The 26,584-nt window shown below is 59.2% G+C and carries 15 protein-coding genes, 2 tRNA genes and 2 rRNA genes; 2 read left to right on the top strand and 17 right to left on the bottom strand.

Features of this window, described 5'->3' with window-relative positions:
* Window positions 1-32: 32 nt before the first annotated feature.
* Genes rfbA through QR290_RS04840 form a run of 5 tightly spaced genes read right to left on the bottom strand, consistent with a single transcriptional unit; the run spans window position 33 to window position 6,552 of the window.
* Window positions 33-956, bottom strand: a complete 924-nt coding sequence (rfbA, locus tag QR290_RS04860) for a glucose-1-phosphate thymidylyltransferase RfbA (RefSeq protein ID WP_289204446.1) — start codon at window positions 954-956, stop codon at window positions 33-35.
* Window positions 957-996: 40 nt separating this feature from the next.
* Entirely contained in the window at window positions 997-2,079 is a 1,083-nt protein-coding gene (gene rfbB / locus QR290_RS04855; RefSeq protein ID WP_289204445.1) for a dTDP-glucose 4,6-dehydratase, read from the bottom strand.
* Window positions 2,080-2,133: 54 nt separating this feature from the next.
* Window positions 2,134-4,311, bottom strand: a complete 2,178-nt coding sequence (locus QR290_RS04850) for a prenyltransferase/squalene oxidase repeat-containing protein (protein WP_289204444.1) — start codon at window positions 4,309-4,311, stop codon at window positions 2,134-2,136.
* 22 nt (window positions 4,312-4,333) lie between these two features.
* The gene (locus tag QR290_RS04845; RefSeq protein ID WP_289204443.1) at window positions 4,334-5,542 is read right to left on the bottom strand and encodes a hypothetical protein; all 1,209 of its coding nucleotides are present in this window, start codon (window positions 5,540-5,542) and stop codon (window positions 4,334-4,336) included.
* A gap of 38 nt (window positions 5,543-5,580) precedes the next feature.
* Entirely contained in the window at window positions 5,581-6,552 is a 972-nt protein-coding gene (locus QR290_RS04840) for an acyltransferase (protein ID WP_115076452.1), read from the bottom strand.
* A gap of 567 nt (window positions 6,553-7,119) precedes the next feature.
* Here QR290_RS04840 and QR290_RS04835 point away from each other — a divergent pair.
* Complete coding sequence (locus QR290_RS04835; RefSeq protein ID WP_007953863.1) at window positions 7,120-7,464, top strand: cupin domain-containing protein; 345 nt, start codon at window positions 7,120-7,122, stop codon at window positions 7,462-7,464.
* 94 nt (window positions 7,465-7,558) lie between these two features.
* Here the strand turns inward: QR290_RS04835 and mmsB are convergent, their stop codons facing one another.
* Window positions 7,559-8,446 carry a 3-hydroxyisobutyrate dehydrogenase gene (mmsB, locus tag QR290_RS04830; RefSeq protein ID WP_289204442.1) on the bottom strand — a complete coding sequence of 296 codons (888 nt, stop codon included), beginning with the start codon at window positions 8,444-8,446 and terminating at the stop codon, window positions 7,559-7,561.
* A 9-nt stretch (window positions 8,447-8,455) separates the two neighbouring features.
* A complete protein-coding gene (locus tag QR290_RS04825) occupies window positions 8,456-9,982 on the bottom strand; it encodes a CoA-acylating methylmalonate-semialdehyde dehydrogenase (protein ID WP_289204441.1) in 1,527 nt (508 codons plus the stop codon).
* A gap of 149 nt (window positions 9,983-10,131) precedes the next feature.
* Here QR290_RS04825 and QR290_RS04820 point away from each other — a divergent pair, with 149 nt between their 5' ends.
* Entirely contained in the window at window positions 10,132-11,079 is a 948-nt protein-coding gene (locus tag QR290_RS04820; protein WP_007953866.1) for a LysR family transcriptional regulator, read from the top strand.
* On the opposite strand, the gene QR290_RS04815 is transcribed toward QR290_RS04820, so the two are convergent.
* The 10 genes from QR290_RS04815 to QR290_RS04770 form a co-directional block, all read right to left on the bottom strand.
* On the bottom strand, window positions 11,076-11,576 hold the full coding sequence (locus QR290_RS04815) for an OmpA family protein (RefSeq protein ID WP_435875072.1): 501 nt from the start codon (window positions 11,574-11,576) through the stop codon (window positions 11,076-11,078). The two genes, QR290_RS04820 and QR290_RS04815, sit on opposite strands and share 4 nt — an antisense overlap.
* The gene (locus tag QR290_RS04810) at window positions 11,576-12,844 is read right to left on the bottom strand and encodes a diguanylate cyclase domain-containing protein (RefSeq protein WP_289204439.1); all 1,269 of its coding nucleotides are present in this window, start codon (window positions 12,842-12,844) and stop codon (window positions 11,576-11,578) included. Before QR290_RS04810 ends, QR290_RS04815 begins: the two co-directional genes overlap by 1 nt.
* Window positions 12,841-13,416: a YfiR family protein gene (locus QR290_RS04805; RefSeq protein ID WP_007953870.1), complete on the bottom strand. Its 576-nt coding sequence runs from the start codon at window positions 13,414-13,416 to the stop codon at window positions 12,841-12,843. Before QR290_RS04805 ends, QR290_RS04810 begins: the two co-directional genes overlap by 4 nt.
* Before the next feature lie 119 nt (window positions 13,417-13,535).
* Window positions 13,536-15,644 (bottom strand): exodeoxyribonuclease V subunit alpha, encoded by a 2,109-nt coding sequence (gene recD / locus QR290_RS04800; protein ID WP_115076448.1) that lies wholly within the window; start codon window positions 15,642-15,644, stop codon window positions 13,536-13,538.
* Window positions 15,641-19,330 (bottom strand): exodeoxyribonuclease V subunit beta, encoded by a 3,690-nt coding sequence (recB, locus tag QR290_RS04795; RefSeq protein ID WP_289204438.1) that lies wholly within the window; start codon window positions 19,328-19,330, stop codon window positions 15,641-15,643. The genes recD and recB overlap by 4 nt, the downstream gene beginning before the upstream one ends.
* Window positions 19,327-22,779 carry an exodeoxyribonuclease V subunit gamma gene (recC, locus tag QR290_RS04790; RefSeq protein WP_289204437.1) on the bottom strand — a complete coding sequence of 1,151 codons (3,453 nt, stop codon included), beginning with the start codon at window positions 22,777-22,779 and terminating at the stop codon, window positions 19,327-19,329. The genes recB and recC overlap by 4 nt, the downstream gene beginning before the upstream one ends.
* 154 nt (window positions 22,780-22,933) lie before the next feature.
* A 5S ribosomal RNA gene (gene rrf, locus QR290_RS04785) occupies window positions 22,934-23,049 on the bottom strand.
* 169 nt (window positions 23,050-23,218) lie between these two features.
* Window positions 23,219-26,109, bottom strand: a 23S ribosomal RNA gene (locus QR290_RS04780).
* Between the two features lie 244 nt (window positions 26,110-26,353).
* Window positions 26,354-26,429 (bottom strand) — tRNA-Ala (locus QR290_RS04775).
* 30 nt (window positions 26,430-26,459) lie between these two features.
* Window positions 26,460-26,536 (bottom strand) — tRNA-Ile (locus QR290_RS04770).
* Window positions 26,537-26,584 lie beyond the last annotated feature (48 nt).

Raw genomic sequence — 26,584 nt, 5'->3', positions numbered from 1 at the left:
GGGAGCGGGCTTGCCCGCTCCCACACTTGATATCAGGCAGCGCCTTTCAACGGGCGCTGCGCATCCATCGCCACCACCACATCATCGTGGATCAAACGCGCCAGATACTGACCGTAACCGGTCTTGCTCATGCTGCCCGCATGCACCAGCAATTGCGCGTCGTCGATCCAGCCCTTGTGGTAGGCGATCTCTTCGAGGCAGGCGATTTTCAGGCCCTGGCGTTTCTCGATGGCCTGGACGAAATTGCCGGCCTCCATCAACGCATCGTGGGTGCCGGTATCCAGCCACGCCATGCCTCGGCCCATCACCGACACGTTCAATTTTCCGCGTTGCAGATAGACGTTGTTGACGTCGGTAATCTCCAGTTCACCGCGCGGCGACGGCTTGATGTCGGCGGCAATCTGCAGCACTTCGTTGTCGTAGAAATACAGGCCGGTGACGGCGTAGTTCGACTTCGGATCGCTCGGTTTTTCGCAGATGCTCAGGGCCTTGCCGGCAGCATCGAATTCCACCACGCCAAAGCGCTCGGGATCGACCACGTAGTAACCGAACACTGTTGCGCCTTCGTCGCGAGACGCGGCTTGCAGCAGGGTCTCACCGAAACCGGCGCCGTAGAAAATGTTGTCGCCGAGCACCAGACAAACGTTGTCTTCACCGACGAATTCGCGACCGATGATGAACGCTTGAGCGAGACCGTCCGGGCTCGGTTGTACCGCGTAGCTCAGGCTCAGGCCCAACTGGCTGCCGTCGCCCAACATACGCTGGAAGCCCGGCAGATCTTCCGGGGTGGAGATGATCAGGATCTCGCGGATTTCCGCCAGCATCAGCACCGACAGCGGGTAGTAGATCATCGGTTTGTCATACACCGGCAGCGACTGCTTCGAGACGCCCAGAGTGATCGGGTGCAGACGCGAACCGGCGCCGCCCGCCAGCAGAATTCCTTTGTACTTGGCCATGCTTTTTTCCTTTCAAGCAGTGAGATTTGAATGACTGAGTTCAGGCCACGAGGGCTTCGTCGCGTTGCTCGCCGAGGCGCTCCAGCGCGTAGGCACCGGACATCACCCGCACCCACCAGGCACGGTTATCCAGATACCAGTCGACGGTTTTCTGCATGCCGCTTTCGAAGGTTTCCTGCGGCGTCCAGCCCAGCGTCGCGTGGATTTTTCCGGCATCGACGGCATAGCGTTTGTCGTGACCCGGACGATCCTTGACGAAGGTGATCAGGTCGCGGAAGTGCGCAACGCCCGCCGTTTTTTCTGCACCGCGTGCCTCAAGCAAATCGCACAGGGTGTGCACCACTTCCAGGTTGGTCTTCTCGTTGTGGCCGCCGATGTTGTAGGTCTGCCCGACCTCACCGCGCGTGACCACCGCATACAGGGCGCGGGCGTGATCCTCGACGAACAGCCAGTCGCGGATCTGTGCGCCATCGCCGTACACCGGCAACGGCTTGCCTTGCAGCGCATTGAGAATGACGTGGGGAATCAGTTTTTCCGGGAAGTGATACGGCCCGTAATTGTTCGAGCAGTTGCTCATCACCACCGGCAGGCCGAAGGTGCGATGCCAGGCGCGGACCAGATGATCGGAACCGGCCTTGGTCGCCGAGTACGGCGAACTTGGCGCATACGGCGTGCGCTCGGTGAACGCCGGATCTTCAGGCTCCAGGTCGCCGTACACTTCGTCGGTGGAAATATGATGGAAACGGAACGCCGCCTGACGCGACGCGTCCAGTCGGTTCCAGTAACCACGCGCTGCTTCGAGCATCGTGTAGGTGCCGACGATATTGGTTTCGATGAAGGCCTGCGGGCCATCGATCGAGCGGTCCACGTGGGACTCAGCGGCCAGGTGCATCACCGCATCCGGTTGCAGACGCGCGAACAGTTCGTCCAGCGCTGGCTTGTCGCAGATGTCGACCTGACAGAACCGGTAACGCGGCGAATCGGACACATCGGCCAGCGATTCCAGGTTGCCGGCGTAGGTCAGTTTGTCGACGTTGATCACTTCACATTCGGTCTCTTCAATCAGAAACCGCACCACGGCCGAGCCAATGAAGCCCGCGCCCCCTGTCACTAAAATTTTCATCAGCGCCTCCCCTGGCAAATTGATGAATTAACGTCCTTCGATGCTGTGTGCGGATCAGTTCAACAACGCCACCCAGTATTGCGACAGCCCTTGCTCGAGAATCAGCAGCGTCTGGATGCAGACGAAGCTTTCGTCGGTGGTCGCCGAGGTTGCGTTGAGCGGACCGAATCCACCGTCCTGCTTCTGATGGGAAGCGATCCAGTCTTTCGATTCCTGCAGATACGTCGGCTGCGCGTCGAGCAGATACATCGCTGCGATGGCCATGTAAGTGCCTACCAGGCTGACCGCTTTGCCCGGCCGGTAATGGAACGAGCCGTTGGCCAGTTGCAGGCTCTGCAGCCAAGCGACGGTCTGTTCGGCATCGACGATGCGTCGGTTGAGAATGAACAGCGTCGACACCACTCGGTACACCGAAAACGCGTCCGGCGGATATCCCGGCTTGTTGGCGAAACCGCCGTCGGCCGAGCGGCAGCGCAAGGCAAACGCCATCACGCCCTGCTCGTCCGGCGCCTTGGCTTCAAGCGCATGTAGCGACAGCACCGCCAGATTGGTGTGCCAGATGTCCGAGCCGAACCCCGGCACATCGCCGAACCCGCCATCGGGGTTTTGGCACGCTTGCAGGTAACGCACGCAACCGCCGATATCGTTCGGCAACGCGCCCAGCACTCGCAGCGACAGCACCGCGCAGTAGGTAGCGAACACATCGCTCAGATGCCCCGGCTGCTCGGCGAATCCGCCGTCGGTGTTTTGCGAAGCCCTGATGCAATCGATCAGGCTGGCCTTGCTTTCGATTTGCAGCCCCAGCGCGTGCAAGTCCGAGATCACGTGCAGCCCGGAAAACACCTGCCAGGTCTTGTCGGCACGGAACCCCAGCGGCGCGGTTTCGGCGGTCAGCCCGTAAGGCGTTTCGTTCGATGCCCGGGCCTTGGCCAGCCACGCCAGATAACGCTGCAGATCGACATTGATGGTCGGCACGCCATTCGGATGAATGCGCTGCACATCGCCACCGCCATCGATCACTTGCAGCTCACGGTTTACCAACGCCGCATCGTCATGATGAGTGACGGCAGCGGCCGGTTCGATGGACTGCAAGGCGTGGGCAGCGGCGAGCTGGGTTTTCAGGCTCTTCAGATGCAGCGGCAGGTACGTCAGGTTGCCGATGCTGAAGATCCCCGGCTGACGCGGTGGCGCCCAGAACTGCCGAATGAACGGCACGGTCGGGTCATCCGGCGTCGACCAGAAATAGCCCTTGCCCATGAACAGACCGCCATTGCGGGTGTCGTGAAACTCCAGCAACGCTGCTGTCACCGAAGCCCGATCCGCTTCGCTCGCGCCGGACGGCAAGGCTTGAATCGCCTGCAACAGCAACGCCACGTCGTAGGCGGTTTTGATCGGAAATGGCGACTCGTGATTTTTGTACGAGGTGTGCCAGTCGCAACGCACTTTGCCGTTGATCCCGACCCGGTCCCAGTACCCGCCGTACGCCGGATCGCGGAACAGCGCCAGGGTTTGCAGCAGGAACGAGCGGGCCAGATTCGACAGCGCATTGTCGTCGCGCGCATCAGCCAGTTGCGCCAGCACCAGGCTGACCTGAGCACGCACGCCGCAACGGGTCAGCGCCACATCGACACAGGATTGGCTGTCGCTGCCGGCCACCCGGCCGATCAGGTTCTCTGCATGAATCTGCAGGTGCCCGACCAGGCCTAGACCCAACGGCTGATTGTCGATACGCGCGAGCAAGGCCGTGGCGCTGATATCGAGATCGATCGAGGTCGCGAGCTCCAGCGGAGTCGACCAGTCGCTGCTGTACAGGCCGGCGACCGTAGAGCGGGCGTAAAGCGCTTCAACCTTTTCCAGCAGGCCGTGGATGGCGGCATTGTTCGCCGCGTCCTGCGGCACCCGGCGCTGATAGGCAATCAATGCCGCCAGCGCGTCCAGTTGCAGCGCCAGCGTGCGACAGCGTCCGGAGCCGTGCGGCGTCCAGAAGCGGTCGGCCAGCTCGTGGAAACCGCCATTCGACGCATCATGCAACTGCATCAGCCCGTCATGGGCAAAACGCAGTTCGACATCGTCGCCGTGTTCGGCCTGATAGAGCGTCGCGGCGACCTGATCCTGCAACTGCTTGTCGCTGGAAATCGCAACCTCGCCACTGGCATCGGTCACGGCGAAAAAACCGCCGTGGTCGATGTCCTTGAGGCCTTGATCAAATAGAAACTGCGGATGCAGTGACATGGTGAATCCCTCTTCCTTGAGGTTAAGCGGCTTTGCTTTCGGTCAGCGACACAACGCTGCCCTGGCACAACTCGATGATGCGCGTCGCGGCGCGGGCGGCACCTTCGCCATCCGGCGCGGCCACTTGCTGATGCGGTGCGTAGTAGGTCGAAGCGTCGGTGTCCTTTTCCAGTTCGCCCTGGATCAGTTCGACGATACGATCACGGTCATATCCGATATGCGTCGGGAAACCGAGCAACTCCAGACGACGCAGGGCTTCCAGTTCGTGGTACTCGGATTTGGACGACAACAGGAACAGAGTCGGAATATTCATCGCCGCGATTTCGGTCACGGTGATCCAGCCCGGTGCCGAAATCAGCAGACTGGCTTCACGCAGCAGCCCCATCCAGTCCGGGTAATACGGCACACACACCACACCGTCCTGCTCTTCGATGTCCTTGCGACCCAGCAACACCATCTTCAGTTCGGGATTGCGCTCGCGCAGGATTTTGAAACTGTCCAGATAAGCCGCGAGCAATGCGTCTTTGTTCTCAGCAAACATGGTCGTGCCGCTGATAGAGGCGACAATGAACGGCGCGTCACCCAGGTTCAGTTGCTCACGCACGTTCAAGCCGCTCTGCACGGTGATGTCGCGGATCATCGGTCCGACAAAATGCGCCTTGCCGCTGGCCAGGGCATCGGCCACCGGAGTGCCCTGGTCAAGGGAAGGAATGAAGGGTTTGTCGGTCAGCACCAGTTGCGCCTGGCTGATCATCCAGCTGAACTGACTGTGCAGCGCCGTCCGGGCCCGGGACATCTCCAGCGCATTCACCTCGAAACCGCCCTCGGCCAGGTCGTGATCCTGCAATTGGCAAAGTGTGAAGTCATAACGCTCGGTCACGAACACCAGCGGTGTGCCTGTGAAAATCGCTGCCAGGCAGGCTGCCATGTTGTAGTCCGACACCAGCACGCTTGGCTTGTGCTCGGCGATCAGCGCCAGGTAAGACAGGATCCGCTCGCCGGACAGGAAAGTCGTCGCAATATAACTGCCGATATAAGTGGCCCAGTCGAGCTGTTTCGACAAGTTGCTCTTTTTTGAATAGTCGACCAGTCGCCCGGCAATATCCACGACTTCAATCCCGGACTTTTCGAACAACGGCGTAAACGTCGGCTGCAAAGAAGCCAGTGCCACCGTCAATGGCATGTCCGGACGCTGTTTCTTGATCGCCTGAGCGATGGACAGCACGCGCATGTTGTGTCCGGAACCGGTTGGATTAGGGGCAAATAAAATCATTCTTGAATCTCCATTAGTTGAACAACGCCATGAACCACAGTGTTTTCCAATACATCCCTTATAACCACCGAATACGGTTTGATAACGGCACCATCACCAATATTCAGTGGACCTACCAAGATGGCGCCCTCGCCAATAACGCAACGACTTCCAATGCGCACCGGTGCCTCCTCCCAAGGCAGTGAGCGGAAAGAATGATCATGGGTGGAGGCAACGATCGTGACTCCCTCGGACAACTCGCTGAAGGGACCGACAGATACGCCGCCGGCCGCCTCGATAACCACACCGGCCGCCAGTCGCGCGCCGGTGCCCAATTCGATGCCGCCCAGTTGCGACATGCCGCCCTGACGGTTGCTGCGCCCGATCAGAATGCAGTCCCGGGCGATTTCCACCGACGCCCCGCCGCGCAATTCGGCATCGATCAAGACGTCATCGTTGATGTCCCAGGTCAGGGTGTCGGGGTTCAGCGACTTGAGCCGCGCGACTGACTGCGTGGACCGATCGAGCATCGACGGCAAGCCCTGGCGTGCCCGCTCCCGGACTTTGGCCAGCACCGGCTCCGGGCTCGGCCGGCCGTCCTCGACCACGGTGCGCTGGGCAATGACCCGCGCCGGGCGGCCGACGACGATTGCGTCCGGCGGCACATCCGCTGTCACCAACGCGCCAGCCGCCACCACGGCCCCGGCACCGATGGAGACACCGGCAGCCACGGTGGCCTTGGCGCCCAGCCAGACGTTTTCGGCAATCCGGACCGGCGCCTGCGCCGTCCCCAGGCACTGGGCGCCAGTGGCGAACATGCTGGACTTGCCGATGGACGCATGCTGCAAATCGCACCTGAAGCCGATAAAGCAGTCATCGCTTATCTGCACATTTGTCAGGCGGCTGCCGGCACGCACCCAGACGTTACGGCCAAGTTCACTCGCACTATCAACAATCGTCGAAACTTCAATTACGTTTATGTCGTCCACAATAAAGCCTCATTCCATTGATGCCGGGCACATAAAAATTCGATAGACGTGCGCATCCCGCAGATATAAATCCGCCAGTGCACAAATAATAATTAACTGTTTATTTAAGGCTTCCACTCAAAGCACGCAAGACATTGCGTCCGCGCCACTTATTAACCGAGCAGTTCATTCAACTGTCATTATTCATTAACAACAGATAGAAGTTCACACTTGAGCCGAAGACCAAGTCAGTTATCGAGATGAGAAAAAGCCGATTCAAGTCTGTCCGTGACTCAGTTGGAGCTCCCTTCCGAGGAATAGTCCTTTAGTACGAATGTTATAGTACAGACGATTTTGTTTTGCAATAGGTGTCAGAATAGTTATCTCGTTTTGGTCTAAAAATTGATTGAACTTTTACGGTGCATCCTTGTATTAAAACCGTCATATATGCACAGCGATGGTGCAAATCCAGTTTTTACGCAGCTCTGCGCCAGCGCTTACAGGCATCTGGAGGTCGACCCCAGACATTCCGACAGCGCCCGCGAAAGCTACGGTGACGGCTCTAACTCCCTCTGGCCTGGAGCCGTCATGCCCGCACCTATCACCGTTTTGCGCGACACCCATCCCCTGCCCGTACTCGATGCCTGCAAATGGGAAAAGCTCGAGGGCGACCCCCACACCGTCAACCTCAACGCCTACACCAGCGAAGACGGCAGCAAGATCATGGGCACCTGGATCTGCACGCCAGGCAAGTGGCGGGTGGACTACGTAAAGTGGGAGTACTGCCATTTCCAGGAAGGCTACTGCGTGATTACTCCGGACGGCATGGAGCCGATCCACCTGCGCGCCGGCGATATCTTCGTGGTCGAGCCAGGCATGAAAGGCACTTGGGAAGTGGTCGAGACCGTGCGCAAATATTTCGTGTTCGCCTGATACAAAAAAGCCGGGAAACCACCCGACGTGATTTCCCGGCAACACCTACTGCATCTGAATTGCAGACCTGTGACGAGCACAGGCCTGACGACGATTACTGCGGCTTGCGATAGCTGTTGATGATCGCCGAGAAGTCCTTGCCCCCTTCCCCGCGCTGACTCATCGACTGATACAACTGCTGCGTCACCGCGCCGAGCACCACCGGCTGATGGGCCTGACGCGCCGCTTCGGTGGCCAGCCCCAGATCCTTGAGCATCAGCTCGGCGCCGAAGCCACCGGTGTAACCACGCGAGGCCGGGGCCGTTTCGACGATGCCAGGCCACGGGTTGTACATTTCCGAACTCCAGCAACGACCGGTCGAGCTGTTGATGATCCCGGCGAGCACACCGGTATCGATCCCTAACGCATCGCCGAGGGCCATCGCCTCGCTGACGCCGACCATCGAAATGGCGAGCAGCAGGTTGTTGCAGATCTTGGCGATCTGTCCGGTGCCGACTTCACCGCAATGCACAATGTTGCGGCCCATCTGCGCCAGCACCGGTTGCAGGGTGGCGAACAGCTCAGGAGTGGCGCCGACCATGAAGGTCAGCGTCCCGGCCGTGGCGCCGCCGGTGCCGCCGGACACTGGTGCATCGGCCATGGCCACGCCTTGTTTGGCAGCCGCTGCCGCCACATCGCGCGCAGTCTGCGGATCGATGGTGCTGCAATCCACCGCCGGCACGCCTTTGCCGATCCCGGCCAGCACGCCATCTTCACCGAGCCAGACGCTGCGTACATGCACGGCGGCGGGCAGCATGGTGATCACCAGTTCTGCATCTTCAGCGGCTTCGCGAGCCGAAGCGCGAATGGTGCCGCCCAGTTGCTCGAGTTCCGCCAGCACGGTTTTGTTCAGGTCTACCAGATTCAGCGAGTGCCCGGCCTTGATCAGGTTGCGCGCCATCGGCGCGCCCATGTTGCCCAGACCGATAAATGCGATTTTCATGGCCATTCCTCAGCGCAGGTTGATGGTGGTGTTCACGCCGTCGTTGACGCTGTCGTCATCGAACCAGCGCGCCGTGACCGTTTTGGTCTGGGTGTAGAACTGCACCACTTGCTTGCCGTACGGGCCGAGGTCGCCGAGTTTCGAACCGCGCGACCCGGTGAAGCTGAAGAACGGAACCGGCACCGGAATCGGGATGTTGATGCCCACCTGGCCGACGTCGATTTCAGTCTGGAATTTACGCGCCGCCGCACCGCTCTGGGTGAACAGGCCGGTGCCGTTGCCGAACGGGTTGGCGTTGACCAGCGCGATGGCCTGATCGAGGGTGTCGACTTCCAGCACCACCAGCACCGGGCCGAAGATTTCCTGGGTGTAGATCTGCATGTCGGTAGTCACCCCGGAGAACAGGGTCGGCCCGACAAAGTTGCCTTTCTCGTAACCCGGCACGCTGATGTCGCGACCGTCCAGCTCAAGTTTGGCGCCTTCCTTGATGCCGCTTTCGATCAGATCGAGAATCCGCGCCTTGGCCTTTTTCGAAATGACCGGGCCGACATCGGTGCCCGGCTCGTTGCCGGCGTTGACCTTGAGTTTCTGCGCCAGCGCTTTCAGATCCGGCAGCCACTGCTTGGCCGCGCCCACCAGTACCACCACCGAGGTGGCCATGCAACGCTGACCGGCCGCACCGAAACCGGCGCCGACCAACGCATTGAGCGCTTGCTCGCGATTGGCATCCGGCAGCACCACCGCGTGGTTCTTCGCACCCATCATCGATTGCACGCGTTTGCCGTGCTTACCGGCCAGGTCATATACGTGGGTGCCGACGGCGGTCGAACCGACGAACGAAATCGCCTTGATGTCCTTGTGGGTGCACAGGCCATCGACCACGTCTTTGCCACCATGGACGACGTTAAGCACACCTGCCGGAACGCCAGCCTCAATCGCCAATTCCACCAGCAACATGGTCGACAGCGGATCCTGTTCGGATGGCTTGAGGACGAAGGTGTTGCCGCAGGCGATGGCCATCGGGAACATCCACAGCGGAATCATTGCCGGGAAGTTGAACGGCGTGATGCCGGCGCAGACGCCGATCGGCTGACGCAGGGTGTAGGTGTCAACGCCGCCGGCAACGTTCTCGGCGAACTCGCCCATTTGCAGGCTGCCGATAGAGCAGGCGTGTTCGACCACTTCCAGGCCACGGAAAATATCGCCCTCGGCGTCGGCAATGGTCTTGCCCTGCTCGGCGCTCAGGACCACGGCGATGCGTTTGGAATGCTCGCGGATCAACGCTTGCAGCTTGAGCATTATGCGCATGCGCGCGCCAATCGGGGTCAGCTTCCAGGTCTGGAAGGCGCGCTGGGCGGCACTGACGGCGGCGTCAACTTCAGCGGCGGTGGCGAACGGAACCTTGGCCAGAACCTGCTGGGTCGCCGGGTTGACGATGTCGTGCCACTCGGTGGTCTGCGACTCGACCCACTCGCCGTCGATCAGCAGCTTGACCTTCTGGATCGTGGTTTCGTTGGGCGTAAGCGATGCGTTCATGCTGGTCTCCAGAAATTGTTTTTATCTTGGGAGCCAAGGCGAAAGGTTCGCCTTGAGATGAGGCGTGTGTCGCGAATTGGTTGTCGGACTGTTTTTGGAGTATAGATGTGCAAACTTCTAATAAGAACGCATATATAAGCCCGTCCATCATGCAAAAAAACATCACCTCTCTAGGCTCGCTGAACTGGGACGACCTCAAGTTTTTCCTCGAAGTCGCCCGTACCCGCAAGGCCAGCACCGCGGCCAAACGCCTGGCGGTGGACTACACCACCGTTTCGCGGCGGATCAGTTCGCTGGAAGCGGCGCTTGGCACTTTGCTGTTCGAAAAGTCTCGCACCAGTGGTTTCGTACTGACTGCCGAAGGCCAGCGCCTGCTGAGTTATGCCGAGTCGATCGAAAGCACGCTGCACATGGCTTGCGAGCAAGTGTCGGGCTCCGGCGTCGCGCTCTCCGGGCATGTGCGGATGGGCTGCACCGAAGGTTTCGGCAGCTTCTTCATCACCCCGCAATTGAGCCATTTCGTCGACGCCTACCCGGCGATTTCGGTGGACATCCTGCCGCTGCCGCACTTCATCAGCCTGTCCAAACGCGAGGCCGACATCGTCATCGCCCTCGAACGCCCGGAACACGGGCCGTACGTGTGCTGCAAACTCTGCGACTACCGTTTGCAGCTCTACGCAACCCAGGAATACCTGGACAAGCACCCACCGATCCGCCGCCCCGCCGACCTGGGCAAGCATCAATTCATCAGTTACGTGGATGACCTGGCGTTCAGCTCGGAGCTGCTGTATCTGGCGAATGTGTTGCCCGGCGCCAGCGCCAATTTGCGCAGCACCAGCGTGATTGCGCAGTTCGTGGCGGCGCAGCAGGGGCGCTCATTGGCGATTCTGCCGTGCTTCCTCGCGGCCCAGGATCCGCGCCTGCTGCCGGTGTTGCCGGAGGAAATCGATATCACCCGGCAGTTCTGGATGTACTGCCGGGAGGATCTGCGCAAGTTGAAACGGATCACCCTGTTGTGGGATTACATCCGTGAGGTGACCGAGCGCAATCAGGGTCTGTTGATGGGCGAGACCCGCGAAATGCAGTTCGCCGATTAATCGGCGCTGACCACAATCGACACCCGGCGGTTTTCGGTGCGGCCGGCAGCGGTGTCGTTGGAGGCGACCGGTTCGCGGCTGCCAAGGCCTTGCAGCTGGATGTTCTCCTCCTTCATGCCGACCGAGGTCAGCACTTTGCCGACGCTTTTCGCGCGGCGCAGTGACAGTTGCTGGTTGTAGGTTTCCTTGCCCGAGGCGTCGGTGTGGCCATCCACCCGTACCCGCTCGATGCCAACGCCCAGCAACGCTTTGCCGATACGTTCGACGATTTCGGTACTTTGCTTGTTCAGGCTTTCGACATCGCTGCCAAACAGCACTTTGCCCGACAGGCCGAATTCCCAGCCGTCATCGGTCAGCTCGAAGCCTTGCTGCTTGAGGACTGCGACCTGGGCCGGCGTCAGGCCTTTTTGCGGGGCGGTCTGACAACCGGTCAAGGCCAGCATGGCGGTCAGCAACAAAGTGGAAAACAGTCGAAAGGAAAATGAGAACACGGGCATCAGCTCCTGGTTTGAACGGGATCGACCGGGTGCTCCGACCCGGCCGTGAATTGGGCGCCGCGCGACAAACGCTTGGCTTGATACATGGCGGCATCTGCCGCATCGAGCAAGGTGCCGGGCGTGGCGCCATGATCGGGGTAAACGGCGATGCCGATACTGAGCGAAGTCACGACACTGCTGTCGCCCGGCAGTGCAATCGGGGTGTCCATGCTGGCGAGGATCTTGTCGGCAATGCGCTCGGCGTCTTCGGTCTTGTGCAGGGGTGTCAGCAGAACGGCAAACTCATCACCGCCCAGACGCGCCACCAGATCCTCTTCACGCAACTGCGCCCGCACCCGATTGGCTACCGCCACCAGCACTGCGTCGCCGGCGGCATGACCGAAGCTGTCGTTGATGTCCTTGAAGCGGTCGCTGTCGAGAAACAGCACTGCCACGCGCTCGTTCAGTTTGTGGGCGCTGCGTAGCGCACGGATCAGGCGGCCCTCGAAAAAGGCCCGGTTCGGCAATCCGGTGAGACTGTCGTGACTGGCCTGATGGGCGAGGGTTTCGTTTTCGCTTTGCAGGTGGGTTTGCCAGTCTTCGAGCTCATCGAGCAAGGCATTGAAGTCATTGCCCAGGTTGTCCAGTTCGGCAATCTTTGCCCGTGGCACCCGTCGATCCAGTGCCCGCTCGCTACGGGCCGCATGCGCCACCGCCGCCAGGCTGTGCAACGGGCCGATGATCCTGCGCAATTGACGTCGCGCCAGAAAGAGCGCGACCCAAGCGCTGATCGCCGTACAGAGAATGATCCCCGCCAGACCGCTCAACAGAAAGCGCATCAGGCTGCCGCCGTGGCCAATCAGCAAGATGCGCCCGATCTCGCGATCCTGATGCTGGATCGGCAGGTTGATGGGTTTTTCCAGAATGACTCGCGCGACCTGCATCTCCAGCTCGGAAATCAGGCCGTTCTCCGGACGCTGCCAGCGCGCGAGCAATTGGCCCTGAGTGTCCAGCACCTGGGCATCCGCCACTTCTTCGGTCGAGGCGATCAACGCCAGCGCTTCGGTCGCGGCGGCCTTGTCGTTGAACACCACGGCAGCTTCCACCGTGTAACTGATCGAGCGCGCGATCAAGTGCAGGTTGTGATCGGCATAGACCCGCAGCGCCAGCACCCCAAGCAGCGTCAGCGACACACTGGCCATTGCCACGGCGACCAGCGCCACAATCAGGTTGCCACGGCCGATGACCGAGCCGAGGGTCGGGCGCCCTGTGGATTTGACGCGTCTCATGGCACCGCCGGTTTGCGGCGCGACAACTGCAGCACGCTGGGGTGAATGCGCACGCCGCTGCGGGCGACGGAGTCGAGATTGACCTCGAACGACACTTGCTCATCGCCGACCCGCAGGCAGAACAGGCTGCCGACCGTGCATTGATCGCCGCCTTCGCTGATGCTCAGCACCGGATGACCAATCAGGGATGCGAACAGCCGGCTGCGTTCGTCGGTCGTGAGTTTGCCGATGTAGACCGCGTCGCACTCGCTGACGATGGCCGGATTGTCAGCCAACAGTCGACGCACGATGACCGGACGCCCCGTGGCCTGGGTCGTACCCTTGACCAGGTCGTCGGTGTATTCGGTTGGACCGACGATGCACAGGCGCAATTGCGCCGGCTCTACCGGCCAGCGCGCGTAACTGAGGATACCGAGGACAACCTGGGTGACGGATTTGGCCCGCTGTTCGGCCATGCCCGCCGGGGGTTGAGTCTGGGCAGCGGCCACACCCGAGAGCAAACAGAGCACACCGGCAAGCAACGCCCGCTTGCAGCCAACTACGCGCTCTGTCGCCCAGACAGCCACCTTCATGCAGGGATTCTCTTGGATCGTTACGAAATGATGCCGCAACGATAGCACAGCGTTGGAACGCCAGCGATACAGCGACCTCTGACCGGTCGGTCAATTATCGGCGGCAATCGAAGGCACCTTCATCCTTTATGCGGCGTCCCTTCTTCCAGTTCCAGCATCAGTCCGCTCAAGCGCTTCACCTTGCGCTGCACCGCCTCTTCAAACACACCACCCCGAGGCTCGATCAAGGTGAACCAGTCCTTGGCCCGGGTAATTCCGGTGTAGATCAGCTCCTTGGTCAACACGGGATTCAGGGCGTCCGGCAGGATCAACGCGGTATGGGCAAACTCCGAGCCCTGTGACTTGTGCACAGTCATCGCGTAGACGGTCTCGACATCGTTGAGCCGGCTCGGCAGCACGAAACGCACCCCGCCGCACCCGTCGTTACGCGGGAACGCCACTCGCAACACCGACTTACCGGCATCCGGCCCATCGAGCTCGGGCAGTTTCAGAGCGATACCGATGTCACCGTTCATCAGCCCCAGACCGTAGTCATTTCGGGTCATCAGCACCGGCCGGCCTTCGTACCATTGCTGGTCGCTCTCGATCAGTCGCGCCTTAAGCAACGCGTCGGTGATGCGCTGGTTCAGCCCCTCCACACCCCACGGCCCTTTGCGCACTGCGCACAACAACTGGAAGGTATCGAAGGCCCGCAGGACGTCACGCGCCCAGTCGACCCAACCCGGGTTCTCGAGCGGCGTTCCGCTCGCCGGACGTTGATCGCGCAATACGCTCAGATAGTGTCGATAACCGTGAGGGCCTTCGCCGTGTCCATCTAGCACCAGATGCTCAAGTTTCCGGTCGTGCTCGTTTTGAAGCGGCAGCGAAAACACATCGCCATGGGTTTTGGCATCCAGTAACTGGCGAGCCTCGTCCGGGAGTTGCTGATTCACTCGTCGCGCCAGTTGGCCGATTCCGCTGCCCTCGCCGAAACGCCGCGAGTGACGCAGCATCACCACCTGCTGGGCCAACGGATGCGAGCCGTCAGAGCCTTCGTGCAAGCCGCTATCCTGCAGGGATTCACCGCTCACCTGTTCCAGCCACTGGCGAGTCTGCGGACTGTACCAACCGGCTTCGGCATCGCGGCACAAATCTCCCAGCACCGCACCCGCCTCCACGGAGGCCAGTTGATCCTTGTCGCCCAGCAACACCAATCGGGCGTGAGGCGGCAAGGCATCGAGCAGATTGGCCATCATTTCCAGGTCGATCATGGACGCCTCATCGACCACCAGAACGTCCAGGGGCAGACGGTTACCGGCATGGTGGCGAAAGTGCCGCGTGCCGGGACGACTGCCGAGCAGGCGGTGCACCGTGGTCACCTCGGTCGGGATTTTTTCCCGGACGCTATCAGCGACCTTCAGCGATTGCACCTGCTGGCTGATGGACTCGGTCAGCCGCGCCGCCGCCTTACCGGTAGGCGCCGCGAGCCGTATGCGTAATGGCTGATGCGCCTCGACCGCAGGTGCCTGGAGCAACGCCAGCAGACGGACCACCGTCGTCGTCTTGCCGGTGCCCGGGCCACCCGTGATGATGCTGAAGGCACTTCGGGTGGCCAGGGCGCAGGCGAGTTTCTGCCAGTCGATGACATCCGCACGCTGGGCCGGATCGAACAGTGCGTCCAGCCGACGGGCAAGATCAGGTGGTGTCGCTTCCTGCTCCGCGAGCCGCTGACGCAATGCGCTGTCGATACGCCGCTCGTAGGCCCAATAGCGCCGCAAGTACAAGCGTTTGCCGGACAACACCAGCGGGCGCTCCTGAGCCGACGCACCTTCGTCGGCGGCCAGTGCCACCAGCGAACTGCCGGCCAGCACCTTGCACCAGTGCGCTCCGTCGAGGGTTTCGAGCAATTGCGATGGCAGCAGCAACACGCCGGGTTGCGCATCCCCCTCCGGCGGCAGGGAAAGTGCAAAATCCGGTGCCTTGAGGGTTTCGAACAGATCCAGGCAGACATGACCATGGCCGAGCTGGTGACTGGTCAATGCGGCGGCGAGCAACACCAACGGATCGACATCGGGCGCCAACTCATGAAGAAAGGCCACGAATGCCTTGTCCAGCGCCCGCAACCAGCCACGCTCGACCCATTGTGTCAGCAACAGCAACAGGTCATCGGCACGGGTCAGGGGCGTCAGTTGCGCGAGGCTTTCGGCGGTCAGCGGCGTTGGCAGCAGGTCGGCGAATGTCCGGTTCATAGCAGTACTCCCTGTTCCCACGCGGGCTCGGCCTTGGGTTGCGGTTTGCCCTGGAACATGAAGTCCAGACGCTCGATCAGATCCCGTGGTGGTCGCGCGAAGTAAACTCCACCGCCGGGGGCGCGCGTCCCGCGCAGGAACAGATACAACGCGCCGCCGATATGCCGGTCGTAGTCGTAATCGGCGAGCCGTGCCTTGAGCTGACGATGCAAAGCCAACAGGTACAGCACGTATTGCAGGTCGTAACGGTTGTCGAGTATCGACTGCTCCATGGCCCGTTCGGTGTACGCAGCGTCATCGACACCCAGCCAGTTGGATTTGTAATCGGCCACGTAGTAACGACCCTCGTGCTCGAACGTCAGGTCAATAAAGCCTTTGAACATGCCATTGAGCTGCACCGCTTCGGCGCCCACCCGGGCAACACCGTTGTGGGTGAATTGACGCACCTGTTCGTCGAGCTTGAGGACGTCGACTTTGTGGCTGGCGAACCAGAATTCCATCTCGACCCGATATTGCTTCAATTGCTCAAGCACCACTGGCGGTTGGTCAAGGCCCGCTGGCAGCGGTAGTTTGAGCAAGTGTTGCAACCAGTCTACGAGGGTGCTGATCCAGCCTTCCCAGCCCCGCCGATTGCAACGCCGGGCAATCGCATCGTCCAACGACTCGCGGGTGACCGCGAACCCTTCCTCCCCTGCCCACTCCAGCAAACCGTGAAGAAACGTTCCCGGATTCGGCCCGCGAGGGAAGCGGTGAATATCGGCCCCGCCGGCGATGATCTCGCGTGGAGCTTCGGGATCGAGGCGTTCGTCGTCGAACAGCTTTTGCGCTTGCGGACTGTCGGGAGCTTCGTCATTGCCGACGCTCAGCACGTCACTGATGCGCAAGGCGCTGTACGAAGCGATCCACCAGTTCTCGCTGGCCCTGCGGGTCGGCAAAAGGGTGGCACGAAGCGTGGCTTCGTTACGCGGAGGCTGGTACTCCTCGCTGGTGGCCTCCGGCATTTCAACAACGCTCAGTGCCGAGCAATCCTGTTGCAGATCGTCCAGCCAGCGAGCCAATCCGCTGGACTCATTCAACATTGCACCGCCACCCAACAGATAGCCCAGTGCAGAAAGGTGCAGCACCGAGCTGCTGTGATTGCCGCGCTTGAGATCCGTCACCCCAAGCCAGCACGCATGTTGTGCGCGGGTCAGCGCGACGTAGAGCAACCGAAGGTCCTCCGCCAGGCGCTCGTTGTCCGCCAGCGCAATCAGTTCGGCGTCGGGTTTCAGACTGATGCGGGCCTTGCCGGACTCATCGTGGTAATGCAACGGCAATCGACTGCCATCCACAGGTTTGGCCGAGCAGATGAACGGCAGGAACACCAACGGGTATTCAAGCCCCTTGGACTTGTGAATGGTCACGACCTTGACCAGTTGTTCGTCGCTTTCAAGACGCAGGATCTGCTCTTCACCTGCCTGGCCGGACAGCGCCAGATGCTCGGCCAGATGACGGATCAGTGCCTGCTCGCCATCGAGTTCCGACGCGGCCTGTTGCAACAGCTCCGACAGGTGCAACAGGTTGGTCAGCACCCGCTCGCCATCACTTCGGGCGATGAGCATCTGCGGTAATTGAAAGTCGTGCAGCAGGCGCCGCAACATCGGCAGCACCCCTTGCTTGCGCCAGAGCTCACGATAACCACGGAACTGCATGACCCGGGCTTCCCAAACCAGCTCGTCCTGGTTCAGACGCTCCAGCTCAGCCAGCGGCAGGTTCAGCGTGATGCACGCCAGCGCCGCTTTCAGGGAGCGTTCGACATCCGGCTCGGCGCATGCCTTGAGCCATGACAGCAGATCATGGGCTTCCTGAGCGGCGAAGACCGAGTCCTTGTCCGAGAGATAAACGCTGCGTACTCCGCGCGCTGCAAGTTCACCGCGTATCGCCTGCGCCTCTTTACCGTCGCGCACCAGGACCGCAATGTCCGCCGGCCGCAGCCCACGCCAATCCTTGCCCTCCTGCGCAAACCCGGCACGACCGGTTTGCCCGCCATTGAGCAGGGTCGTGATCTCACTGGCGCAGGCTGCCGCCAACTGCTGGCGATAAACCGCCCCGGACAGTGGCTTGTCGGTGGATAAATGCCAGATGTTCAGCGCCGGTACGTCCTGCCCGGATACCTGCAAATGTTCTTTACGACCCTGAGCCTCCACAGGCTGGAACGGCACCGGGTTATCGTTGTTTTTCTCTCGGAACAGAAATGCTCCGCGCCCTTGCTCACGGGACTCGGCACGTTCGAACACATGATTGACCGCACTGACCATCCCGTGACTGGAGCGGAAGTTCGTGCCCAGGGTATGCAGGCGCCCGGTTGTGGCCTGTCGGGCTCGCAGGTAGGTGTAGATGTCCGCGCCACGAAAGGCATAGATCGCCTGTTTAGGATCGCCAATCAGGAACAACCCGGTCTCGGGATTATCCTCTTCGATTCGATAGATGCTTTCGAAGATCCGGTACTGCACCGGGTCCGTGTCCTGGAACTCATCGATCAGGGCGACCGGGAACTGCTCGCGGATAAGCGTGGCGAGACGTTCCCCACCATCGGACTGCAAGGCCGCATCCAGACGTAACAGCATGTCGTCGAAACCCATTTCGGCCCGACGGCGCTTCTCGTCCTCAAAGCGAGCACCAACCCATTTGGCAGCATGCTGCAGCACGACCGCATCGGGCGTCGGCAAATTGTCGAGGCTCGACTTGAGCACAGGCATGGCATCCAGGCCCGGGTGACTCGGCGGCTCGCCTTTCCAGGCCTCAGCCATGCCATCCGGCGTGAGCCGGGCGAACCCGGTACCGATATCCAGTTGTTCGAGCGTCTCGTCCTCGGCCCAGGCCTTGAGCTTTTCGAACCAGGGTTCAAAATAGCGGGCCTGCATCTTGCGCCCGTCCACGGTTTTGTTGGCGACGCCCTGATGGCAGATGGCGAGTAACTCATCGGCCCACTGCCGCCATGGTCTCTTCAACTCCACCAATGCCGCACGGCGCTCCTGCAGACACTCTTCGATCAGCTCGGATGGGGTCTTGTCAGAGTCCCCTTCGCGCTCGGTGCCAAACAGCCCACGCACACGCGGCAACAGGGCCGCCGGACCTCCCCAGTGACTGCGAACCCAGTTCAAGGCATCGCCCTGCATCGGATAGCAGAACAGCCGCCAATAATCGCGCAGCACTTCGCCGAGCAAGTCGCTGTGATCGGTTTCCAGAGTCTGGGTAAACAAACTTCCGCTGTCGAATGCATGCTCGCGCAGCATTCGCTGACACCAACTGTGGATCGTCGAGACCGCGGCTTCGTCCATCCATTGCGCAGCAATGTCCAGGCGGTTAGCGCAGCCGGGCCATTGTTGCGGATCGAACTGTGCTCGCAATTCATCGATCAGCGCATCAGGGGGAGGCGTCTCGTCACGGAAGAAACGGGCAGCTTCGGCCAGGCGCGTACGGATGCGTTCGCGTAACTCTTTGGTGGCCGCGTCGGTGAAGGTCACCACGAGAATCTGCGGGGGCAGCAGCTCTCGACCGAAACCGCTCACCTCGCCTCCGTGGCCGAGGATCAACCGCAGATACAACGCCGAAATGGTAAACGTCTTGCCAGTGCCCGCACTGGCTTCGATCAGCTGACTGCCTCTTAACGGGAATACCAGCGCGAGCGGCTGTTGGTTGCTCATGCGCCTGCCTCCTCGTGAGTCCATGAGCGCCACGGTGCCTCAAGCAAAGGGCGATACAGTGCATCACACCAACCGGAAAAGGTTTCATCCGCCTGCAGTGCATCGAAATCGGCGAATTGTCGGGACAAAGCCGGGCTTTCGCGACGCTCGCCTTCGCTGGTCTGACCATCCCCCTCATAGGCTTTGCGGGCAGCCGCTTCAGCCTTGACCGGATCGGTCTGCCCCAGCCATGCGAAAGCTGTTTTCACCGCGACCGGCAGAGGCTGGCGCATACCCGTCTGCCAGGCGAGCAGCAGATCCTCGAGAATTCGCCCCGCTTGAGTCTGTCCCAGAGGTTCAAGAAGGAGCGTGTCATCACTGGCCACCAGTGCGGTCGTCAGAGAGAGACCACTGGCACACGCGACAAGATGGCTGACCCAGGGCTTGGTAATGCGGTGCCATTTGCGGCTCTTGATCGAGCCTATGCTGTTGGGGATTGTTGTGACCGACAGTACGCCGCCATCGGCGCGCCGGTGCAAACCGCCTAGCCATCCTTCAAGGCGCAGTTCCTGCCATTCAAAATTGATCGGTAGCGCGTTGGTTAGCGGTGTTGGCCATAACGCCAACAGCTGTTGATATCGTTGCAACAAGTCTGGCAAAGGCTCGATCAACTCTCGTTGAAGGCATTCACCGAACCCGGCCATGGGCAGCAGTCCGCTGTTCTGCAGGCGTCGGGCTTGAGACTCGAGCGCCTGATCAACATTGTTCGGGTGTCTCAAGGCTGCCCCAAGCAAGCTGTCGCTGAGCATGTATCGCTGCAACGCATCCAGCACAAAGGGTTCCTCGTCAGCCTGAGGTACCTGCGCCGCTTCGAAGTAAACCTTGAGTCGCTGAGTGAAAAAGTGTCGGACCGGATTGCGCAGGAAGTCCTGCAGCAGCTCCAGACTCAACGGTTCCTCCTGGACATGGGGCGCAAGCATTGTTGTGACGTCATTCTGCTCGTGATGCTGGTGCAGCACCTGCCATTCGCTGGCATAGCTGAACAGTTTGTCTTCCTCATGGAAGTAGCGCGAACTGAATGGCTGCAACGGATGCTCCTGGGTCATGGCAATCAGAAGATCTTCGTTGTCGTCGACCGATCGCCATCCATTGGCAAGATGATCGCGCAACTGGCCGATCAACACAGAGGCTGGCCGCTCGCTATTGTCGCGAATGCTGCGGCCGACCCAACTGATGTAGAGCTGATGGCGGGCGGACAAGAGCGCTTCAAGCAAAAGATAGCGATCATCCTCCCGACGGGAGCGATCTCCCGGCCGGTAATCACTGCCCATGAGGTCGAAGTCCAGCGGCGGTTGAGCGCGTGGATAATCGCCATCGTTCATGCCCAACAGGCAAACCAGCCTGAACGGGATCGCGCGCATCGGCATCAGCGTGCAAAAGTTCACAGCCCCCGCCAGGAAGCGCTGCGACAGACGCCCCTGATCCAGCCCCGCCAGCCAGGCCTCACGGACGACGGTCAGTGGCAGCTCGTCCAGCAGACCGACGGCCTCGCAGGTTTCCAGCCAGGTTTCGCGCAACTCCTCGAGTTGAGCCAGCAGGTAGTCATCATGTTCATCTTCGGGTTTGAAAAACAGCTGCATCAACGCCTGAAGCCGATGCCCCCATTCCTGTGGTTGCGCGGGTTTCATCAGTTGCTGATGCGAGAGCTCCAGTGCATCCAGCAACGCTACCAACGGACCGATCAACGCGGCATCGAGACCACCGATCTCATCGTAAGGCTCGATATCTCCACAGGTACCTGAACTGCCAACGGCGTAACCGAGCAGCATCCGACGCAAGCCAAAGCGCCAACTGTTTTGCTCCAGTTGGTCGGGTAATCCCAGTTCGGCACGTTGCCCTGCATCGATACCCCAACGCACGCCAGCACCTTCGATCCAGCGATGCAGAGTCGGCAAGTCTCGCTCCTGCACACCAAACCTGGCGCGTAACGCAGGAACATCGAGCAAGTCGAGGATTTCACTGACGGGGAATCGACTGTCCGGCAGCTTGAGCAGATGTTCGACAGCGATGAGTAATGGATCCCGTCCGCGCTGCCCCTGATCGGCCATGGTGAAAGGAATGAAGCGAGGGTCCTGACGATCCAGTTGCCCAAATACGGCGCGAATATGCGGCGCATAACTGTCGATGTCAGGCACCATCACGATCACGTCGCGCGGGCGTAATTGAGGGTTGCCACTGAAACGGGCCAGGAGCTGGTCGTGAAGAATTTCCACTTCGCGCTGGGCGCTATGGGCAATGTGAAAGCGGATCGAGTCGTCTTGAGTCAGGTCGACTGCCGGCCAGAGTGCTCGAGTCTCGCTGAACGGCCGCAGTTCCAGAATGTCGTCCTGTAACTGATTGAGCATGTTGTTCGGCTGGGTTTCGCTGAACAGGTCGATGCGTCCGTTGCGAAATGCTGCGCGATAGCTGTCAGGCTCGTCGTAGCTGTCGAGAAGGTTGATGTAATCACGACCTTGCTTGCCCCACGCTGCGAGTAGCGGGTGAGCATGTTGGTGGAGTGATTCCGAATCCAGCACTACGGGCATGCCGTTTTTTCGGGCTTGCCGCTTGTATTGATGACGCAAGAGATCTTTGTCGGCAACGATATCGGCCCAGTGATAACGGCAGGGGTTATGGACGCACAACAAAACCTGGCTGAAACGGGATAGCCCGGCCAATGCCTCCAGTACCTGAGCAGGCAGCGACGAAATTCCGAATACGATAACCCGCTGGGGAAGACCGAGAGGTGCGCGCTCAAGACTGTTGATGCGCTCCATGAACCGCTGGTGCACGCCTGCCCGACTTTGGGCCATGCCTTGCTCGCCCACATCGTCCAGCAGGGCGCGCCACAACTCGGCCTGCCAGCAACTGGTTGGTGAGAGCGGCTTCGCTTCACCTCTTACATTGCGGAGTTGATGATGCCCCTCTGCCCAGTCCTCAAGCCAATCTGCGCGGTAAACCTGGTACTGGTCGAAGAGGTCTGCCAGACGTTCGGACAACTGGTAACGCTTGCGCAGATCGGCATCATGGGTGAGGAAGCGTTGTAGCGGTTCGAAATGCGGTCGGGTGATGACCTGTGGCAACAGGCGCATCAGGCGCCAGGTCAGCGGCGCCTTGTCGAGCAGCGACTTTGCTGGAATTTCCTCTCGTCCCAGCACCATCCGGTAAAGCTGCCACATGAAACTGCCCGGCAGTTGCACATCAATGGCGGCGGCGATACCACAGCCGCCTGAGTCGTCCGCTTCAGGATCCTCAGCCAGCGCCAGCTTGAGCCATTGAGCGATGCCGTTGCTCTGCACAAGCGCAATTTCGTTTTCCAGGGGAGCCAGTGGATAGCGCCGCATAATGCTGATCACAAGGCTGCGCAACTCATCCAGGCTGTTGCTCTGAACGACCATGAATGCAGCGTTGAGGGACTGGGTGTCCGGCATGAAGGCTTCCTTGGAAAAGTACAAAAGCTAGGGCTGAACCTTAGCATTGTCGGCCGGCGAGGACAGCCGCAGGGCGGCTGAGAATGCTGTAAGAACTTTCCTGCGGGCAAAACAAAACCCCAACTGCTTTCGCAATTGGGGTTTCGGAATTTAATCTTGACGATGACCTACTCTCACATGGGGAAACCCCACACTACCATCGGCGATGCATCGTTTCACTTCTGAGTTCGGGATGGGATCAGGTGGTTCCAACGCTCTATGGTCGTCAAGAAATTCGGGTACTGAGTCGTGGCCGGATGGCCTCGCTTCAGCAAATTGGGTATGTGACAGCTTTCGGTGTTTTGTGAGCATCGAACTTTCGGTTCATTGCGTCTTCACACACCGCAATCTGGCCTCTTTCGTTTTTTCAACTAGGAGCATCAGATTGCTTGGGTGTTATATGGTCAAGCCTCACGGGCAATTAGTATTGGTTAGCTCAACGCCTCACAGCGCTTACACACCCAACCTATCAACGTCGTAGTCTTCGACGGCCCTTCAGGGAACTCAAGGTTCCAGTGAGATCTCATCTTGAGGCAAGTTTCCCGCTTAGATGCTTTCAGCGGTTATCTTTCCCGAACATAGCTACCCGGCAATGCCACTGGCGTGACAACCGGAACACCAGAGGTTCGTCCACTCCGGTCCTCTCGTACTAGGAGCAGCCCCTCTCAAATCTCAAACGTCCACGGCAGATAGGGACCGAACTGTCTCACGACGTTCTAAACCCAGCTCGCGTACCACTTTAAATGGCGAACAGCCATACCCTTGGGACCGGCTTCAGCCCCAGGATGTGATGAGCCGACATCGAGGTGCCAAACACCGCCGTCGATATGAACTCTTGGGCGGTATCAGCCTGTTATCCCCGGAGTACCTTTTATCCGTTGAGCGATGGCCCTTCCATACAGAACCACCGGATCACTAAGACCTACTTTCGTACCTGCTCGACGTGTCTGTCTCGCAGTCAAGCGCGCTTTTGCCTTTATACTCTACGACCGATTTCCGACCGGTCTGAGCGCACCTTCGTACTCCTCCGTTACTCTTTAGGAGGAGACCGCCCCAGTCAAACTACCCACCATACACTGTCCTCGATCCGGATAACGGACCTGAGTTAGAACCTCAAAGTTGCCAGGGTGGTATTTCAAGGATGGCTCCACGCGAACTGGCGTCCACGCTTCAAAGCCTCCCACCTATCCTACACAAGCAAATTCAAAGTCCAGTGCAAAGCTATAGTAAAGGTTCACGGGGTCTTTCCGTCTAGCCGCGGATACACTGCATCTTCACAGCGATTTCAATTTCACTGAGTCTCGGGTGGAGACAGCGCCGCCATCGTTACGCCATTCGTGCAGGTCGGAACTTACCCGACAAGGAATTTCGCTACCTTAGGACCGTTATAGTTACGGCCGCCGTTTACCGGGGCTTCGATCAAGAGCTTCGCGTTAGCTAACCCCATCAATTAACCTTCCGGCACCGGGCAGGCGTCACACCCTATACGTCCACTTTCGTGTTTGCAGAGTGCTGTGTTTTTAATAAACAGTCGCAGCGGCCTGGTATCTTCGACCGGCGTGGGCTTACGCAGCAAGTGCTTCACCCTCACCGGCGCACCTTCTCCCGAAGTTACGGTGCCATTTTGCCTAGTTCCTTCACCCGAGTTCTCTCAAGCGCCTTGGTATTCTCTACCCAACCACCTGTGTCGGTTTGGGGTACGGTTCCTGGTTATCTGAAGCTTAGAAGCTTTTCTTGGAAGCATGGCATCAACCACTTCGTCGCCTAAAGGCAACTCGTCATCAGCTCTCGGCCTTGGAATCCCGGATTTACCTAAGATTCCAGCCTACCACCTTAAACTTGGACAACCAACGCCAAGCTGGCCTAGCCTTCTCCGTCCCTCCATCGCAATAACCAGAAGTACAGGAATATTAACCTGTTTTCCATCGACTACGCTTTTCAGCCTCGCCTTAGGGACCGACTAACCCTGCGTCGATTAACGTTGCGCAGGAAACCTTGGTCTTTCGGCGTGGGTGTTTTTCACACCCATTGTCGTTACTCATGTCAGCATTCGCACTTCTGATACCTCCAGCAAGCTTCTCAACTCACCTTCACAGGCTTACAGAACGCTCCTCTACCGCATCACTTACGTGATACCCGTAGCTTCGGTGTATGGTTTGAGCCCCGTTACATCTTCCGCGCAGGCCGACTCGACTAGTGAGCTATTACGCTTTCTTTAAAGGGTGGCTGCTTCTAAGCCAACCTCCTAGCTGTCTAAGCCTTCCCACATCGTTTCCCACTTAACCATAACTTTGGGACCTTAGCTGACGGTCTGGGTTGTTTCCCTTTTCACGACGGACGTTAGCACCCGCCGTGTGTCTCCCATGCTCGGCACTTGTAGGTATTCGGAGTTTGCATCGGTTTGGTAAGTCGGGATGACCCCCTAGCCGAAACAGTGCTCTACCCCCTACAGTGATACATGAGGCGCTACCTAAATAGCTTTCGAGGAGAACCAGCTATCTCCGAGCTTGATTAGCCTTTCACTCCGATCCACAGGTCATCCGCTAACTTTTCAACGGTAGTCGGTTCGGTCCTCCAGTCAGTGTTACCTAACCTTCAACCTGCCCATGGATAGATCGCCCGGTTTCGGGTCTATTCCCAGCGACTAGACGCCCTATTAAGACTCGCTTTCGCTACGCCTCCCCTATTCGGTTAAGCTCGCCACTGAAAATAAGTCGCTGACCCATTATACAAAAGGTACGCAGTCACAGAACAAAGTCTGCTCCCACTGCTTGTACGCATACGGTTTCAGGATCTATTTCACTCCCCTCTCCGGGGTTCTTTTCGCCTTTCCCTCACGGTACTAGTTCACTATCGGTCAGTCAGTAGTATTTAGCCTTGGAGGATGGTCCCCCCATATTCAGACAAAGTTTCTCGTGCTCCGTCCTACTCGATTTCATGACTAAGAGACTTTCGCGTACAGGGCTATCACCCACTATGGCCGCACTTTCCAGAGCGTTCCGCTAATCTCAAAGCCACTTAAGGGCTAGTCCCCGTTCGCTCGCCACTACTAAGGGAATCTCGGTTGATTTCTTTTCCTCAGGGTACTTAGATGTTTCAGTTCCCCTGGTTCGCCTCTTGCACCTATGTATTCAGTACAAGATAACCATCTTATGATGGCTGGGTTCCCCCATTCAGACATCTCCGGATCAAAGTCTGTTTGCCGACTCCCCGAAGCTTTTCGCAGGCTACCACGTCTTTCATCGCCTCTGACTGCCAAGGCATCCACCGTATGCGCTTCTTCACTTGACCATATAACCCCAAGCAATCTGGTTATACTGTGAAGACGACATTCGCCGAAAATTCGAATTTCTCAATTAAGAGAACTCACAAATTTTACCTTAGCCTGATCACCACCAGTGAAAGTGGCTTTCAGTCTATCTTTCTATCACATACCCAAATTTTTAAAGAACGAACCAGTCAAAGACTAGAAATCAACATTCACCATCAACTCGATGGAATGCTCATTTCTAAGCTCTTACTTCAGAAGCAGTAGTGGTGGAGCCAAGCGGGATCGAACCGCTGACCTCCTGCGTGCAAGGCAGGCGCTCTCCCAGCTGAGCTATGGCCCCGTATTTCTACAGGCGTTTCCCACACAAAATTGGTGGGTCTGGGCAGATTCGAACTGCCGACCTCACCCTTATCAGGGGTGCGCTCTAACCAACTGAGCTACAGACCCAATTTCGGGCTGCTTCTTTCGTCTTCTTCAATGAATCAAGCAATTCGT

The sequence above is a fragment of the Pseudomonas fluorescens genome, assembly GCF_030344995.1.
Lineage (GTDB): Bacteria > Pseudomonadota > Gammaproteobacteria > Pseudomonadales > Pseudomonadaceae > Aquipseudomonas > Aquipseudomonas fluorescens_BF.
Note: the sequence above shows the minus strand (reverse complement) of the source record. Positions and strands in the feature narration are given on the sequence as shown.